Origin of the sequence: Azonexus sp. R2A61 (assembly GCF_021401135.1) — a bacterium.
Lineage (GTDB): Bacteria > Pseudomonadota > Gammaproteobacteria > Burkholderiales > Rhodocyclaceae > Azonexus.
This window is the reverse complement of the sequence record NZ_JACBFO010000001.1, coordinates 451,035-465,994: the sequence shown is the minus strand read 5'-3', so window position 1 is coordinate 465,994 and position 14,960 is coordinate 451,035. Positions and strand designations below refer to the sequence as shown.

15 protein-coding genes are annotated in these 14,960 nt (G+C 65.5%); 10 read left to right on the top strand and 5 right to left on the bottom strand.

Annotated features, from left to right (window positions below; genetic code table 11):
• Positions 1-128: 128 nt before the first annotated feature.
• Positions 129-545, bottom strand: a complete 417-nt coding sequence (locus L0962_RS02285; protein ID WP_234083609.1) for a YqaA family protein — start codon at positions 543-545, stop codon at positions 129-131.
• Between the two features lie 38 nt (positions 546-583).
• On the opposite strand from L0962_RS02285, the gene ilvA reads away from it, so the two are divergent.
• From ilvA to L0962_RS02265, 4 genes are all read left to right on the top strand, one after another.
• Positions 584-2,116: a threonine ammonia-lyase, biosynthetic gene (gene ilvA, locus L0962_RS02280; RefSeq protein ID WP_234083604.1), complete on the top strand. Its 1,533-nt coding sequence runs from the start codon at positions 584-586 to the stop codon at positions 2,114-2,116.
• Between the two features lie 90 nt (positions 2,117-2,206).
• Positions 2,207-3,139 (top strand): cysteine synthase A, encoded by a 933-nt coding sequence (gene cysK, locus L0962_RS02275; RefSeq protein ID WP_234083601.1) that lies wholly within the window; start codon positions 2,207-2,209, stop codon positions 3,137-3,139.
• Positions 3,140-3,147: 8 nt separating this feature from the next.
• Entirely contained in the window at positions 3,148-4,278 is a 1,131-nt protein-coding gene (locus tag L0962_RS02270) for a PatB family C-S lyase (protein WP_234083598.1), read from the top strand.
• Positions 4,275-4,553: a hypothetical protein gene (locus tag L0962_RS02265; protein ID WP_234083585.1), complete on the top strand. Its 279-nt coding sequence runs from the start codon at positions 4,275-4,277 to the stop codon at positions 4,551-4,553. The genes L0962_RS02270 and L0962_RS02265 overlap by 4 nt, the downstream gene beginning before the upstream one ends.
• On the opposite strand, the gene L0962_RS02260 is transcribed toward L0962_RS02265, so the two are convergent.
• Positions 4,537-5,112, bottom strand: a complete 576-nt coding sequence (locus tag L0962_RS02260; RefSeq protein WP_255679866.1) for a 5-formyltetrahydrofolate cyclo-ligase — start codon at positions 5,110-5,112, stop codon at positions 4,537-4,539. The genes L0962_RS02265 and L0962_RS02260 overlap by 17 nt on opposite strands.
• 14 nt (positions 5,113-5,126) lie before the next feature.
• Here L0962_RS02260 and L0962_RS02255 point away from each other — a divergent pair, with 14 nt between their 5' ends.
• The 4 genes from L0962_RS02255 to L0962_RS02240 all read left to right on the top strand — a co-directional run bounded on the left by L0962_RS02255 (position 5,127) and on the right by L0962_RS02240 (position 11,496).
• Positions 5,127-7,058 (top strand): lytic transglycosylase domain-containing protein, encoded by a 1,932-nt coding sequence (locus L0962_RS02255; protein ID WP_234083579.1) that lies wholly within the window; start codon positions 5,127-5,129, stop codon positions 7,056-7,058.
• Positions 7,059-7,129: 71 nt separating this feature from the next.
• On the top strand, positions 7,130-9,211 hold the full coding sequence (locus L0962_RS02250) for a DUF1631 family protein (RefSeq protein ID WP_234083575.1): 2,082 nt from the start codon (positions 7,130-7,132) through the stop codon (positions 9,209-9,211).
• Between the two features lie 70 nt (positions 9,212-9,281).
• Positions 9,282-10,241 (top strand): complex I NDUFA9 subunit family protein, encoded by a 960-nt coding sequence (locus L0962_RS02245; protein WP_234083571.1) that lies wholly within the window; start codon positions 9,282-9,284, stop codon positions 10,239-10,241.
• 16 nt (positions 10,242-10,257) lie between these two features.
• Positions 10,258-11,496, top strand: coding sequence for a multifunctional CCA addition/repair protein (locus L0962_RS02240; protein ID WP_234085062.1), 1,239 nt, complete (start codon positions 10,258-10,260; stop codon positions 11,494-11,496).
• On the opposite strand, the gene L0962_RS02235 is transcribed toward L0962_RS02240, so the two are convergent.
• Entirely contained in the window at positions 11,461-11,658 is a 198-nt protein-coding gene (locus L0962_RS02235; RefSeq protein ID WP_234083568.1) for a DUF2905 domain-containing protein, read from the bottom strand. The two genes, L0962_RS02240 and L0962_RS02235, sit on opposite strands and share 36 nt — an antisense overlap.
• 44 nt (positions 11,659-11,702) lie before the next feature.
• Between L0962_RS02235 and L0962_RS02230 the strand changes: the two genes are divergently transcribed.
• Positions 11,703-12,518 (top strand): alpha/beta hydrolase, encoded by an 816-nt coding sequence (locus L0962_RS02230; protein ID WP_234083564.1) that lies wholly within the window; start codon positions 11,703-11,705, stop codon positions 12,516-12,518.
• Positions 12,519-12,522: 4 nt separating this feature from the next.
• Here the strand turns inward: L0962_RS02230 and L0962_RS02225 are convergent, their stop codons facing one another.
• Together L0962_RS02225 and L0962_RS02220 are read right to left on the bottom strand one after the other, a co-directional pair.
• Entirely contained in the window at positions 12,523-12,711 is a 189-nt protein-coding gene (locus L0962_RS02225) for a YjfB family protein (protein WP_234083561.1), read from the bottom strand.
• Between the two features lie 62 nt (positions 12,712-12,773).
• Positions 12,774-13,934: a class I SAM-dependent methyltransferase gene (locus tag L0962_RS02220; RefSeq protein ID WP_234083558.1), complete on the bottom strand. Its 1,161-nt coding sequence runs from the start codon at positions 13,932-13,934 to the stop codon at positions 12,774-12,776.
• 107 nt (positions 13,935-14,041) lie between these two features.
• Here L0962_RS02220 and ttcA point away from each other — a divergent pair, with 107 nt between their 5' ends.
• Complete coding sequence (gene ttcA, locus L0962_RS02215) at positions 14,042-14,905, top strand: tRNA 2-thiocytidine(32) synthetase TtcA (RefSeq protein ID WP_234083555.1); 864 nt, start codon at positions 14,042-14,044, stop codon at positions 14,903-14,905.
• Positions 14,906-14,960: the final 55 nt, after the last annotated feature.

Here is a 14,960-nt window from a genome sequence, read left to right as displayed (position 1 = left end):
GGGTAGACCGGCATCGATCGACAAAGGTTCAGCCGATGGGCCGGCCCGTCGCATACCCGACGCCCTGCGCCCCGTCCGCCATCCGCTCGTCGGCGATCAAGCCGGCAGACGGTAACTCCGCCGTCGCATCAAACCGCCCAGGCAATCAACGCATAGCGGGCGAACTTGCCGAGCGCCATGAACAGCGCGCAAGGCAGCGGTTGCAGGCGCAACCAGCCGGCCGCCACGCACAGCGCATCGCCGACCAGCGGCAGCCAGGAGAACAGCAGGATCGGCGCCCCCCAGCGCTCGACCCGGGCGCGTTGCGGCAGATCGTCGAGGCGCCGCCAGCGGGGCAGGAAGCGGCCGCAGGCCCACGATGTCATGCCGCCCAGCGTGTTGCCCAGCGTCGCCAGCCATAGTGCGGTCGACGCCTGTTCGGGATGAAATTTCAGGAAGGCCCATAGTGCCGCTTCCGACCCGCCCGGCAGTACGGTCGACGCCAGGAAACTGGCCAGAAACAGGCCGCCCAGCCCCTGTTCCGCCGTGACGTTTAGCCACTCCACCCGTAGAATCCCCTTTTTGCCTGAATGAGTTGCGCGCGATGCACCCGGATTATCTCGAAAAAGTCCTCAACGCCCAGGTCTACGATGTGGCGGTGGAAACGCCGCTCGACCTGGCCGGCAACCTGTCGGCCCGGGTTAACAACCGGATCTGGCTCAAGCGCGAGGACATGCAGCCGGTGTTCTCGTTCAAGCTGCGCGGCGCCTACAACAAGATCGCCAACCTGTCGGCCGAGAAGCTGAAGCGCGGCGTGATCTGCGCCTCCGCCGGCAATCATGCGCAAGGGGTGGCCTTGTCGGCGAAGCAGTTGGCTATTCGTGCGGTCATCGTGATGCCGGAATCGACGCCCGGCATCAAGGTCGATGCGGTCCGCCGGCGCGGCGGCGAAGTCGTGCTGCACGGCGATTCGTTCGACGAAGCCTACGCCCACGCGCTGGAACTGGAGAAGAAGGAAAAGCTGACTTTCGTACATCCCTTCGACGATCCCGACGTGATCGCCGGCCAGGGCACGATCGGCATGGAAATCCTGCGCCAGCACTCGCGCCACAGCGGCCCGATCCACGCGGTGTTCTGCGCCATCGGCGGTGGCGGGCTGGCGGCCGGTGTGGCCGCTTACATCAAGCGCCTGCGGCCGGAAATCAAGGTGATCGGCGTCGAGACCTTCGACGCCGACGCAATGAAACAGTCGATCGCCGCCGGCAAGCGCGTGCGCCTGCCGCAGGTCGGACTGTTTGCCGACGGCACGGCAGTCAAGCTGGTCGGCGAGGAAACCTTCCGGCTGTGCCGGGAATATCTGGACGAGGTCATCCTGGTCGATACCGACGCGATCTGCGCGGCGATCAAGGATGTCTTCGAGGACACCCGTTCGATCCTCGAGCCCTCGGGCGCGCTCGCCGTCGCCGGCGCCAAGGAATACGCCCGGCAACACAAGCTCAAGGACAAAAACCTGGTTGCCGTGACTTCCGGCGCCAACATGAACTTCGACCGGCTGCGCTTCGTCGCCGAACGCGCCGAGTTCGGCGAGCAGCGCGAGGCAGTGTTCGCCGTCACGCTGCCGGAGAAGCCCGGCGCCTACAAGAAGTTCCTGTCGCTGATCGGCAAGCGCAACGTCACCGAATTCAATTATCGCTACCACTCGGCCAGCGAAGCCCACGTTTATGTCGGCGTTCAGGTGGTCGACCGCAAGGAAGCGGCAAAACTGGTCGACAGCCTGCAGAAGCACGGCTATCCGACACTCGACCTGACCGACGACGATCTGGCCAAGAACCATGTCCGCCACATGGTCGGCGGCCACGCGCCACAGGTCTGCAGCGAGGGCATGAAAGAACTGGTCTATCGCTTCGAATTTCCGGAACGACCGGGCGCCTTGATGAATTTCCTGACGCAGATGAGCGCCGGCTGGAACATCAGCCTGTTCCATTACCGCAACCACGGTGCCGACTACGGCCGGGTGCTGGTCGGCATGCAGGTGCCGGCCGGCGAGATGACGGCTTTCCGGACCTTCCTGAAAACGCTGGGCTACGCGCACTGGGACGAAAGCGACAATCCAGTCTACAAGCGTTTTCTTGGTTAATGACGAAAAGCAATAAGAAATTGCGATTTCATTCTTTTGAATGATGAACGTGGCCCCTAGACTGTCCGCATCACGCTTCCGGAGAAAACCATGAACATCGCCAATAACGTCACCGAACTGGTCGGCAACACGCCGCTGGTGCAACTCAACCGCGTCACTGCCGGCGTCGGCGCCCGCGTCGTCGCCAAGCTGGAATTCTTCAACCCCGGCCACAGCGTCAAGGACCGCATCGCGGTCGCCATGCTCGACGCCGCCATCGCCGCCGGCAAGATCGGCCCCGACACCGTCGTCCTCGAACCGACCTCGGGCAACACCGGCATCGGCCTGGCCATGGTCTGCGCCGCGCGCGGCATCAAGGCCGCCTTCGTCATGCCGGAAACGATGAGCCGCGAGCGCAAGCTGCTGTTGAAGGCCTACGGCGCCGAACTGATCCTGACGCCGGGTCCGGAAGGCATGGGCGGCGCGATCGCCAAGGCCAAGGCGCTGGCCGAAGCCGACAGCAAATACTTCATCCCGCAGCAGTTTGAAAATCCGGCCAATCCGGCGGTTCACCGCAGCACGACGGCCGAGGAAATCTGGCGCGATACCGACGGCCAGGTCGACATCTTCGTTGCCGGCGTCGGCACCGGCGGCACCGTCACCGGCGTCGGCGAAGTGCTCAAGGCGAAGAAGCCGGGCGTGCAGATCGTTGCTGTCGAACCCGATGCCTCGCCGGTGCTCTCCGGCGGCGCGAAAGGCCCGCACCCGATCCAGGGCATCGGCGCCGGCTTCGTGCCGGGCGTGCTCAATACCGGCGTCTACGACGAAGTGATCCGGGTGAAGAACGACGATGCCTTTGCCGTCGCCCGCCGCATGGCGACCGAAGAAGGCCTGCTCGTCGGCATTTCGTCCGGCGCCGCCACCTGGGCCGCGCTGGAACTCGCCAAGCGTCCGGAAAACGCCGGCAAGCTGATCGTCGTGATCATTCCGTCGTTCGGCGAACGCTATCTGTCGACGGCGCTCTACGAGCATCTGGCGGTTTGAGTCTTGGCGTGAATCGGTTTTCCAGCGCCCCCGACCGGCGGCAATCCGACTCGATCAAATGGGCAAAATACGCCGGTCGTGACGTGCTGCCGATGTGGGTCGCCGACATGGATTTCGCGGCCCCGCCGGCGGTCCTCGCGGCGCTGGAAAAACGCATCACGCACGGCGTCTTCGGCTACAGCCATCCCTGGCCGTCGCTGACCGAGGCGGTGATCGGGCATCTCGCCGGCGAATACGACTGGCAGATCGAGGCCGACTGGCTGGTCTGGCTACCCGGCCTGGTCAGCGGCCTCAACGTCGCCTGCCGCAGCGTGGACGGCGATGTGCTGACCGGCACGCCGATCTATCCGCCTTTCCTCAGCGCACCGGGCCTGGCCGGCCGGCAGTTGCTGCGCGCGCCGCTCGATCTTGCGGTCGACGGCTGGCGCTGGGACAAAACCGCGCTGGAATCGGCGTCGACCGCAGGGCTGTTCCTGCTCTGCCATCCGCACAACCCGGTCGGCCGTTGCTGGACGCGCGACGAACTGCTCGACCTGGCCGAGTTCGCCCGCCGCCACAACATGGTCGTCTGCTCGGACGAAATCCACTGCGGCCTGATCCTCGATGCCGACCGGCGACACATCCCCTTCGCCAGCCTGTCCGGAGATGCCGCCCAGCGCAGCATCACGCTGATGGCGCCGTCCAAGACCTTCAACATTCCCGGCCTCGGCTGCGCCTTTGCGCTGATTCCCGACCGCGCGCTGCGCAAGCGTTTCCGCCAGGCGATGGCCGGCATCGTGCCGGACGTCAACGTGCTCGGCCTGGTTGCCACCGAAGCGGCCTATCGCGACGGCGCCGACTGGCACCGCGAACTGATCGCCACCCTGGCCGCCAACCGCGATCGGGTCGAAGCTGCGGTCGACCAGCTCGACGGGGTAAAAATGCAGCACGTCGAAGCCACCTACCTGGCCTGGCTCGACGTCCGCGAACTGGGGCTGGCCGACCCGGCCGCGCATGTCGAAAATCACGCTCTCGGCCTGTCCGACGGCGCCGCTTTCGGCACGCCCGGCTGGCTGCGGCTCAATTTCGGCTGTCCGCCGGCCACGCTGGACGAAGGGCTGGCCCGCCTCGCACAGGCGGTACGGACCGTCCGCCGATGAACCCTTACCTGATCAGCATTGGCGCGCTGGTCGCCGGCCTGCTCGGTCAGGCGCTGGCCAGCGGCATGGCCTTCGAGTACGGGCTACGCGTCCAGCAGGGAAAACTGCTGTGGTTCGCCATCGCCCTCGGCGCGCTGCTGCTCGGGCTGAACCACGGTTACACCATCGAAATGGCCCTGAAAACCGGCATCTACGATTTCCGCGCCGCCTTGCTCGGCGGCCTGGCCGGCCTGCTGCAGGGCCTGGCCGTGCTCGCCCTTACCCGGCGATCCTGAATCCGCCGTTTTCGGTGAACAACCAGTCGAGGCGCTGATCGTGCGCCGCCGGCCGGATCGACGCGACGCGATTGCACTCGAAACCGACGCCGACCGCCAGCGGACGTGGCTGCAAAGCCGCCAGCGTACGGTCGAAATAGCCACCGCCGTAACCCAGGCGATAACCGGCGGCATCGAAACCGTTGAGTGGCATCAGGATCAAGTCCGGGGTCAGCCAGTCGCCGGCAATCGGGGTCGGAATGCCGTAGCGGTCGGGCTGCAGCGGCTCATCCACTGCCCAGGCGCGAAAGCGCAGGGGGGCATCCGGCTCGACGACGACCGGCAGGCAGATGCGGCTGCCGGCGGCACGCCAGCGCTCGATCGCTACGCGGATATCCGGCTCGTTCTTGATCGGCCAGCAAAAGGCGCAGATTTTTGGCACCGGCAGGTCAGCCAGATGCGCCGCGATGCGTTCACTGAGTCTGGCATGCTCGGCCGCGCTCAATGCCATCCGCCGAGCCAGCATGTTGCGCCGCAAATCACGGCGCCATGCCGTGTTATCCTCGATTCGACCTGTCATCAAAGCAATCTAGCATGAAGTTCCGCATTTTCCTCGCTGCCGCCGCACTGTCGATCGGCACCGTCGTCGCCACGGCCCAGGAGGCCGGCGACGCCACTTTCCTCGCCGCCCGCGACGCTTTCCGCGCCGGCGACCTGAAACGCCTCGAACAGGCGGTGGCCGGCGTCGGCAACCATCCGCTGGCCAGCTACGCCGAGAATTACCGGCTGCGCAACCTGCTCGCCCGCGACGACGACAGCGGCATTCCCGATTTCCTGGCCCGCAACGAAGGCAGTTACGTCGCGGAAAAACTCCGCGCCGACTGGCTGCGCTGGGCGGGAAAACGCGCCCTGTGGAACATCGTCGACCGCGAATACCCGAAACTGATCGCCCCTGAAGCCGAGCAGAGCTGTTATGCGCAACTCGCCCGCATCGCCCGCGGCGAACGCAGCGCCTACGACACCGCCCTGACCTACTGGCAAACCCAGCTGGAACCGGGCGAAGCCTGCCGCTCGCTGCTCGACCAGCTGGTCGCCAGCGGCCGGATCGACGCCAACGCCATCTGGGCCCGGGCCCGCCTGCAGATCGAAGCCAACCGCCCGGCCAACGCCCGCCAGACGCTCGCCTACCTGACCGATCCGCCCGACGCGAAATCCTTCGAAGCGGCGACAAAGAACGCCGCCCCCTGGCTGGCCCGCCTGTCGGCGGTGCCGGCGTCGCGTTCTGGGCGCGAACTGGTGGCCTTTGCCGTCCGTTACGCGGCGGCCAACGATCCGTCCTTCGCCGCCGCCGAACTGGAACGTCGGCGGAGCGCCCTCCAGGCCGACGAAAGCCGATGGGCGTGGAGCCAGATCGCGCTCCAGTCGGCGCGCAAGCTGCAGCCGGAAGCGCTCGGCTGGTATGCCAAGGCCGGCGACACGCCGCTGAGCGAGGAAAACCATCAATGGAAGGTACGCTCGGCGCTGCGCGAGCAGGCCTGGGGCACCGTTCGCCAGGCCATCGAAGCGATGCCGGCCGATCTGGCTGGCCGCCCGGAATGGGTGTACTGGCTGGGACGCGCCTACAAGGCCGGCGGCCGAACCACCGACGCCGACAAACTGTTTCGGAAAATCGCCGACCAGGCCAATTTCTACGGCAATCTGGCGCAGGAGGAACTCGGCGGCAGCGTGCAACCGCCGCCCATCGCCGCAGCACCGACCGCCGAAGAAAACCGGCGCGCCCGCGAAACCCCCGGGCTGCAACGCGCCCTGACCCTGTTCCGGCTGGACATGCGGACCGAAGCGGTGCGCGAATGGAACTGGTCGCTGCGCGGCATGGATGACCGCGAATTGCTGGCCGCCGCGCAACTGGCAAGCAGCCGCCAGATCTGGGACCGGGCGATCAATACCGCCGACCGCACGAAAGCCGAGCACGATTATTCGCTGCGTTTCCTCGCCCCCTACGGGGATCAGGTACGCCCGGCAGCACGCGAGCAATCGCTCGACGACGCATGGGTATATGGGTTGATGCGCCAGGAAAGCCGTTTCATCACCAATGCCCGCTCGAACGTCGGCGCTTCCGGCCTGATGCAACTGATGCCGGCAACCGCCCGCTGGGTCGCCAAGAAGATCGGCCTGCGCGACTACCACCCCGGCCGGGTCAACGAAACCGACGTCAATGTCCTGCTGGGCACGTCCTACATGCGCCTGGTCATGGAAAATCTCGACAACCATCCGGTACTCGCCTCGGCCGCCTACAACGCCGGCCCGGGCCGAGCCAAGCAATGGCGCGGCGCGCGCCCGCTCGAGGGGGCTATCTATGCCGAAACCATTCCGTTCAGCGAGACCCGCGACTACGTCAAAAAAGTGATGAGCAACGCCGTGTACTACTCGGCCCTGTTCAACGGCAAGCCGGATTCGCTGAAGACCCGGCTCGGTACCGTTCAGCCGGCCGCCAGCCAGACGATGAAGGATCCCGATCTGCCATAATCGACGTCAATCGACAAAACCGCGTCGGAAAGGGCTAAACTGAAACATTGTTTTCAAAAGCACTTTGATTTATGGACGCCACCCCGTTCGACCGTTTCGACGTCACCCTCGGCTGTCGCACACTGTTTCTGGACGATCTGCGCAAGCTTCTGCTGAGTAGCGGCACGGTTTCCGAGGCCGGTGCCCGCGCCATCTGCGAGGGTGCCGGCGGCTATTTCGACGGCATCCTGAACAGCCGCGGCACCGGCAGCTTCAAGGAAGAGGCCAGCGGACTGACTTCGTCGCACATCACGCTGGTCGGCGAGGACGATCTGGAACTCGGCATCCGCCTGGATGAACTGAGCGCCCGGCTGTTCGAGACCACGGCGAACGATCTGTGGAAAATCCATCTCCGCTTCATCACGCTGCTCAGCCGCCCGGAACTGCCGAAAAACGACAACCCGGTCGGCCCGAAAGCCGTCGCCCGCGGCCTGGACAAGATGTTCCAGGCAGCAGCGGCCGACACGCTGGACCAGAAGCTGGCCCTGCTGGAGCGCATCGAAGGTCTGTTGCGCGAAGGCTTGCCCCCGCTTTACGCACGGATCAACGATTATCTCGAGCATTCGCGCGTCGAAGCCGCACCGCCCATGATCGTTTCGGCAACCGAAAGTCGTTTGCCGAACAGTGCGACTTTCGGCGGTGTCAATACACCGACGGCCCATAGCGCACCGACGCCGGGGAGCGTGCTGATCGGTCGCCTTGGCGGCACACCGACGGACGACAGAAGCACGCCGTCTCCGGGTGGTTTCGCCCATGCACTGCTCAATCAGGCCACGCTGGATGCCCTGTTTTCGCGTCTCGATGACATCCAGTACAAGCAGACCCGGCGCGGGGAAACGGATTTCCTGAAAGCGACCTCGCCCGATCTGGCATCGCTGCTGCCGGGACTGTTCACCGACCAGACGCCGGCAGCCAAAGGCATGCCGCCGCTCAAGGCCGCGGAACTGGGCATCATGCCGGGTGCCGCGGAGGGCCCGGTGATCGACGCCGTCGGTTTGCTCTGCGAGGCCCTGCTGGCCGATCCGGACCTGCCCGATCCGCTCAAGCAACTGATTTCGGGACTGCAGATCGCCCTGGTCAAGGTGGCACTCCGCGACTCAGCCCTGTTTACGTCGCCGGGACATCCGATGCAGTCCTTGCTGGACCGGCTGGAAGAAGCCTTTTTCGGCACCCGCCCGGGCAACGAGCAGGAAACCCTGGGCCAGCGCCTGAACGAACTCGTCGCCCCCCTGCGCAGCAACTTCAGTGGCGACGAAGCGACGATCAACGATGTCGGCGAACAGCTCGATGCACTGCTCGCCGAGCGTCGCAACCGGATCGCCAGCGCCGCGGCACCCTGTCTTTCGCTGTTTCTTGCGGTCGACCGCAGGAACGAGGCAAAACCGGCCATCGAGGCGCTGTATGCCCGCGCCGGCCTGGCCGGCCAAAGCGCGCCAATCCGCCAGTTCTTCACCGGCCCGTGGCAGCGCCTGCTCGAACAGGCCTGGCTGGCCGGCGGAGAGCAGGGGGCTGACTGGAAAAGGACGGCCAGCGTCGTCGAAGCGCTGTTGTGGTCATTCCGCCCGAAAGCCGATGCCGATGAGCGCAAACGACTGGCCCGGCAGTTGCCCGAGATTCTCAACACGCTCAAGCAAGGCATGGAGCAACTCCAGCTGTCGCAGAACGTGCAGAGCGAATTGCTCGATCACTGCTTCGAACTGCAGACCCGGGCGATGCGTCCGGCCGGCAATGCCGAGACCGCCGCGCCGGAAGCCGCTCGGGCAACGCAGCCCGCCAGCGGCGAACCGGTTCGCGGCCGCCTGAGCGAAGGTGATTGTGTCCTGCATACGCTCGACCTCGACGACAATGCGGCCACCGAACGCGCCGCCGACGTCCGCATCGGAGACTGGCTCGCGGTGGCCGTGGACGAGGCGCTGTCGATCCAGGCCACGGTGTGCGAAATCAGTGCCAGTGGCCGCTGTCTGCTGTTCGACCCGGCCTTGCCGTTCGCGCTGGCCATCCACCCGCGCCTGCTCGAGGCACAGCTCAAGGATGGTGCCGCCCGTTTCCTCGACCGTCCCGGCCTGTTCGAGCGCACCAGCCGTGCCGCGGTCGAGCGGATGGGCCCAGCGTAGACGACCTGCACGCCGGCCCCGGTTTGGCCTTAAAATTGCGGTTTTCGCCCAACGCTCTGCGGAGTCCGAGATGACCATCAAGAAAGTCCTGCTGCTCGGTGGCAGCGGTTTCGTCGGTACCTATATCGCCAATCGCCTGTCGCAACGCGGCATCGAAGTCACCGTGCCGACCCGTCGCCGGGAACGGACCAAGGCGCTGATCATGCAGGCCGGCGTCGAGATGATCGAAGCCGACATCAACTGCGAGCAGACGCTCGGCGAACTGGTCGCCGCTCACGATGCGGTGATCAACTTGGTCGGCATCCTGCACAGCCGCGACGTCCAGCTGCCGTACAGCCGCGACTTCGCGCAGGCTCACGTCGAACTGCCGAAGAAGATCGTCGCCGCCTGCAAGGCCGCCGGCGTCCGTCGTCTGGTGCACATGAGCGCGCTGAAGGCCGATCCCAAGGGCCCCTCCGAATACCTCGCCTCGAAGGGCGATGGCGAAGCGATCGTGCTCGCCGCACAGGGCGAACTCGATGTCACCGTTTTCCGTCCGTCGGTCATCTTCGGGCTGGGCGATGCCTTCCTCAACACCTTTGCCTGCGTGCTGAAGAAAGCGCCGTTCTTCCCGCTCGGTTTTGGCCAGGCCCGCTTCCAGCCGGTGTGGGTCGCCGACGTGGCCGACGCCTTCGTGGACAGCCTGAGCGACACGTCCACCTTCGGCCAGGCCTACGAACTGGTCGGTCCGAACGTCTACACGCTGCGTGACCTGGTCGATTACACCAGGGAACTGACCGGCAGCAAGGCCCGCGTGATCGCGCTGTCCGAAGGCTGGGCCTACCTGCAGGCCGGACTGATGTGGCTGGCACCGAATCCCATGCTGTCGCCGGACAACCTGCGCTCGATGCAGGTCGACAGTGTCGCCGACGGCGGCCTGCGGCCGGCTGGCTGGCAACCGACCGCGCTCGAAGCGATCGCCCCGACCTACATCGCCGGCAATACGCCGAAGGGCAAACTTGACGGCTTCCGCCTGCGCGCCGGCCGCTGAGGCGGCTACCGGCAGCGTGCGCGTCTATCTGGTTGGCGGCGCCGTCCGCGACGAGCTGCTCGGGCGGCCGGTCGCGGATCGGGATTATGTGGTCGTCGGCGCCACCCCGGAGGCAATGCTGGCCGCCGGCTACCAGCCGGTTGGCCGCGATTTCCCCGTCTTCCTGCATCCGCAGACGCATGAGGAATACGCGCTCGCCCGCACCGAACGCAAGACCGGTCACGGCTACCACGGCTTCGCCTTCCACGCAGCGCCGGCGGTGACGCTCGAAGAGGATCTGGCGCGCCGCGACCTGACCATCAACGCTATCGCCCGCGACGCCGATGGCACGCTGATCGACCCTTTCCACGGTCAACGCGATCTGCACGGCAAAATCCTGCGGCACGTCGGCCCGGCCTTTGCCGAAGATCCGGTGCGCATCCTGCGTCTGGCGCGCTTCGCCGCGCGCTTCACCGATTTCACGGTGGCGCCGGAAACCCTCGCATTGATGCGGCAGATGGTGGCCGCCGGCGAGGTCGCCCACCTGGTGGCCGAGCGGGTCTGGCAGGAACTGGCCAAGGGCCTGATGGAAGCCCGTCCATCGCGGATGTTCGAAATCCTGCGCGAATGCGGCGCACTGGCCGTCATCCTGCCCGAGGTCGATGCACTGTTCGGCGTGCCGCAACGCGCCGACTACCATCCCGAGATCGACGCCGGCATCCACACCCTGATGGTCATCGACCAGGCGGCCCGCCGCGGCTACCCGTTGACCGTCCGCTACGCCGCGCTGTGCCACGATCTCGGCAAGGCCACCACGCCGGCCGACATCCTGCCGCGCCATATCGGCCACGAAGGGCGCAGCGCAACGCTCAGCCAGGCGCTCGGCGAACGACTGCGGGTACCGGGCGATTGTCGCGATCTGGCACTGCTGATGGCGCGTCACCATGGCAACATCCATCGCGCCGCCGACCTGCGTGCCGCCACCATCGTCGATCTGCTGGAGAAATGCGATGCCCTGCGCCGGCCGGAACGCTTCCAGGCCTTGCTCGACACCTGTCGCTGCGACTACACCGGCCGACAGGGCTGGGAGGAGCGCGACTACACGCCGCCCGTGCTGCTGCTCGCGGCGCTGGCTGCGGTCAACCGCGTCAATGCGGGGAAAATCGCCGCCGAGAGCGTCGACCGCGGCAACATCCCGGAACGCATCCGACGGGCCCGCATCCAGGCCGTCCGGCAGCTGCTAAATGAGCCGGCCGATCAGCCAGAGCAGGGCTGACAGGATGACCACGCTGACGAAGGGAAATCGATAGACCCTGCCGCGCAGGCGAAAAGCGAAGTCGCCGGGCAGTTGACCGAAGCGGATGAAGCGCGCCAGATGCGGCGAGACGATCCCGAGAAGGAAGATCGCCAGCACCAGGGTCAGAATCCATTTCAGCACGGCCGCGTTCCCGATCGAAAACCCGAATTAAATCACGCCCCGACATGTCATCACCGAAAATCGCCCGCCGGCAGATCGGCAATCTCGAAGTCTTTTCCTGTCGGGCCGCCAAACCGGACGACCGGCCGCCGCTGGTGCTGATCCACGGCGCCTTTGCCGGCGCCTGGATGTGGACCGAGACCTTCATGCCCTACCTGGCCAGCGCCGGCTATACCAGCCACGCATTGTCGCTGAGCGGGCACGGCGGCAGCGCCGGGCGCGAGCAGATCGACTGGTACGCCATCGCCGACTATGTCGCCGACTTGCGCAGTGTGGTCGAAACGCTGGATGCCGCGCCGATCCTGATCGGCCATTCGATGGGCGGCTTCGTCGTCCAGAAATACCTGGAAAGGCACGATGCGCACGCAGCGGCGCTGCTCTGTTCGGTACCGCCGCAAGGCCTGATCGCTTCGCAATTCCATCTGCTGCTGCAGAAACCGCAGCTGTTTCTGGAAATCAACCGGATCATGGACGGCCATTACACCGACATCGACACGCTGCGCGATGCGCTGTTCTTCAGCCCGGTCGACGAAACCATGCTCAACGGCTGGTTGACCCGGATGCAACCGGAATCGCACCGAGCAATCTGGGACATGTCGATGTTCAACCTGCCCAATCCCTTCCTGATGCGCCGCCCACCGATGCTGATCGTCGGCGCCGAACACGACATGCTGGTCCCGCCCTTCCTGGTCCAGAGCACGGCACAGACCTACGGCCTGTCGGCGCACATCCTGCACGGCATGGGCCACACGATCACCCATGAAAAGGAATGGCCGCACGCGGCGGCCATTCTGACGGGGTGGCTGGACAGCCTGGACTGAACGGCTAGGCCTTCACGTCGATGCTGTTGCCCAGATGTGGAGGATTGCTTGCCTGCGGCAGCGCCTGCAGCAACTGGGCGGCGGTCTGAGCCTGGATGTCCATGGCTTTTTTCAGCACCAGCGTGTTGACCGCATCACCGGTCCGCGCCTGAGTGGCGGAACTGACGGCGCTGGCAACGGCGGAAACGTCCATGTGAGTACCCGGTTGAAGGATGATCGATGACGCCAGTGTAGACCTTTCGCTGGCGAAGGCAATCACAGACGGTGGCTGCGGTCGCCGCTGGCGAAGCCGCTCAGCGGTTGGGCCAGCCCCCGGCCGATGGCGATCACCTTGAACAACTCGCCCATCTCGTGCGGCATCGTCAGCTTGGCGACGGCCGCCGCCGCCCGGACATAGTCCGGCGTATCACCGGGAATCCCGGCCAGTCGCTTGAGGATGCCGCAATTGAGCAGGAACTGCCCCTGCGCGGTATAACCCAGCAGTTCCAGCCCGCGCTCGAAAGCCGCAGCGATGATCGCCGTGAAATCGACGTGCGCGGTGATGTCCTGCAGACCGGGCAGGTAAAAGGGTTCGCCGTGGGCGTGGTGGCGGTAATGACACATCAGCGTCCCCTGGTCGCGCTGCGGATGATAGAACTCGTGCCGGGGAAAGCCATAGTCGATCAGCAGCAACACCCCGCAACTCAACCGATGGCCCCATTCTGCCGCCCAGGCCTCGGCGGCCAGTCCGATTTCGCTGAGATGGCCGTCGGCCATCGGACACTCCCCGGCGATCCGCTGCGCCGCCGCCAGCACGGCACCGACCGCCGGAACATCCTGCCAGGCGAACTGGCCGTCGGCGGCCAGTGTCACGCCGCGTTCGGCGATCCCTTCGGCCCGCCAGCGCACCAGATTCACCGGCAACGCGTCGAGCAGCTCGTTGGCGACGACGACACCGGCGAAACGTTCCGGCAGACGATCCAGCCAGACAACGCGGGACAGCAGGTGCGGCGCCGCCCGGGCGATCGTCTCCCGCTGGCGCTCACGCAGGTCGGCCGACAGGTCGAGGATGGCGTAGCGTTCGGGCAACTCGCCGCCAGCCTCCAGCGCCAGCAACAGATCGGCGGCCAGACGCCCGGAACCGGCACCGACTTCCAGCACTTCGGCGGCCGACAGCCGCATCGCTTCCGCCACCTGCCGCGCCAGCGCCTGGCCGAACAGCGGACTCATTTCCGGCGCCGTGACGAAATCGCCGGCACTGCCGAATTTGCGCGCCCCGGCCGCGTAATAGCCCAGCGCGGGCGCGTAGAGCGCCAGTTCCATGTAACGCGCGAAGGAAATCCAGCCGCCGGCGGCCGCGATATCCTCGGCAATGTGGGCCTGCAGGCGACGGCTGTGCGCGAGCGCGTCTTCGGAAGGGCGGGGCAGGGCGCTCATGGTTCGGGCAAAAGGCTGCATTTTAGCGTCAGCCGCCGCGTCGGCGGACGATGCGTGTAAACTTGCCGCCTCTTGCGGTCGACCGCAGTCTTTGCCCATTTTTCGCCATGAACAGTTCGCACAACCTGCAGAAACTCCGCAAATTCCTCGAAGGCCGCACCGGCAAGGCCATCATGGACTACAACATGATCGAGGACGGCGATACCGTATTGGTGTGCTGCTCCGGCGGCAAGGATTCGTACACGCTGCTGGCCATGCTGATGGCACTGCAGAAGAGGGCGCCGGTCAAGTTCAGGCTGATCGCGATGAACCTCGACCAGAAACAACCGGGTTTCCCCGAAGACGTGCTGCCGGCGTATTTCCAGTCGATCGGCATCGAATATCGTATCGTCGAGGCCGACACCTACTCGATCGTCAAGGACAAAATTCCCGAGGGCAAGACTACCTGCTCGCTGTGCTCGCGCCTGCGCCGCGGCATCATCTACCGTACCGCCAAGGAACTCGGCGCCAACAAGATCGCCCTCGGCCACCACCGCGACGACATGGTGCACACGCTGTTCCTGAACCTGCTGTTCGGCGGCAAGATGAAGGGCATGCCGCCCAAGCTGGTTACCGACGACAAGGCGCACGTGGTGATCAGGCCACTGGCCTACTGTTCCGAGGCCGACATCGCCAAGTTTGCCCGCGGCATGGAATTCCCGATCATTCCGTGCAATCTGTGCGGCTCCCAGGAAAATCTGCAGCGCCAGAAAATCAAGGAAATGATGGCCGACTGGGACAAACGCTATCCCGGCCGCACCGAATCGGTATTCACGGCGATGCAGAACATCGTGCCGTCGCATCTGGCCGACAACGATCTGTTCGATTTCCGCGGCCTGACGCTGGAGACGGAAGTCGCCGAAGGCGACATCGTGTTCGACGCCCCGGAGATGCCGATTGTCGGCATGATCCCGATAAGCCATACGGCATAATGCGGGAAACCCGGCTTCGACTTATAATCGGGCCCTCAATCATTTAGCCCCGCAC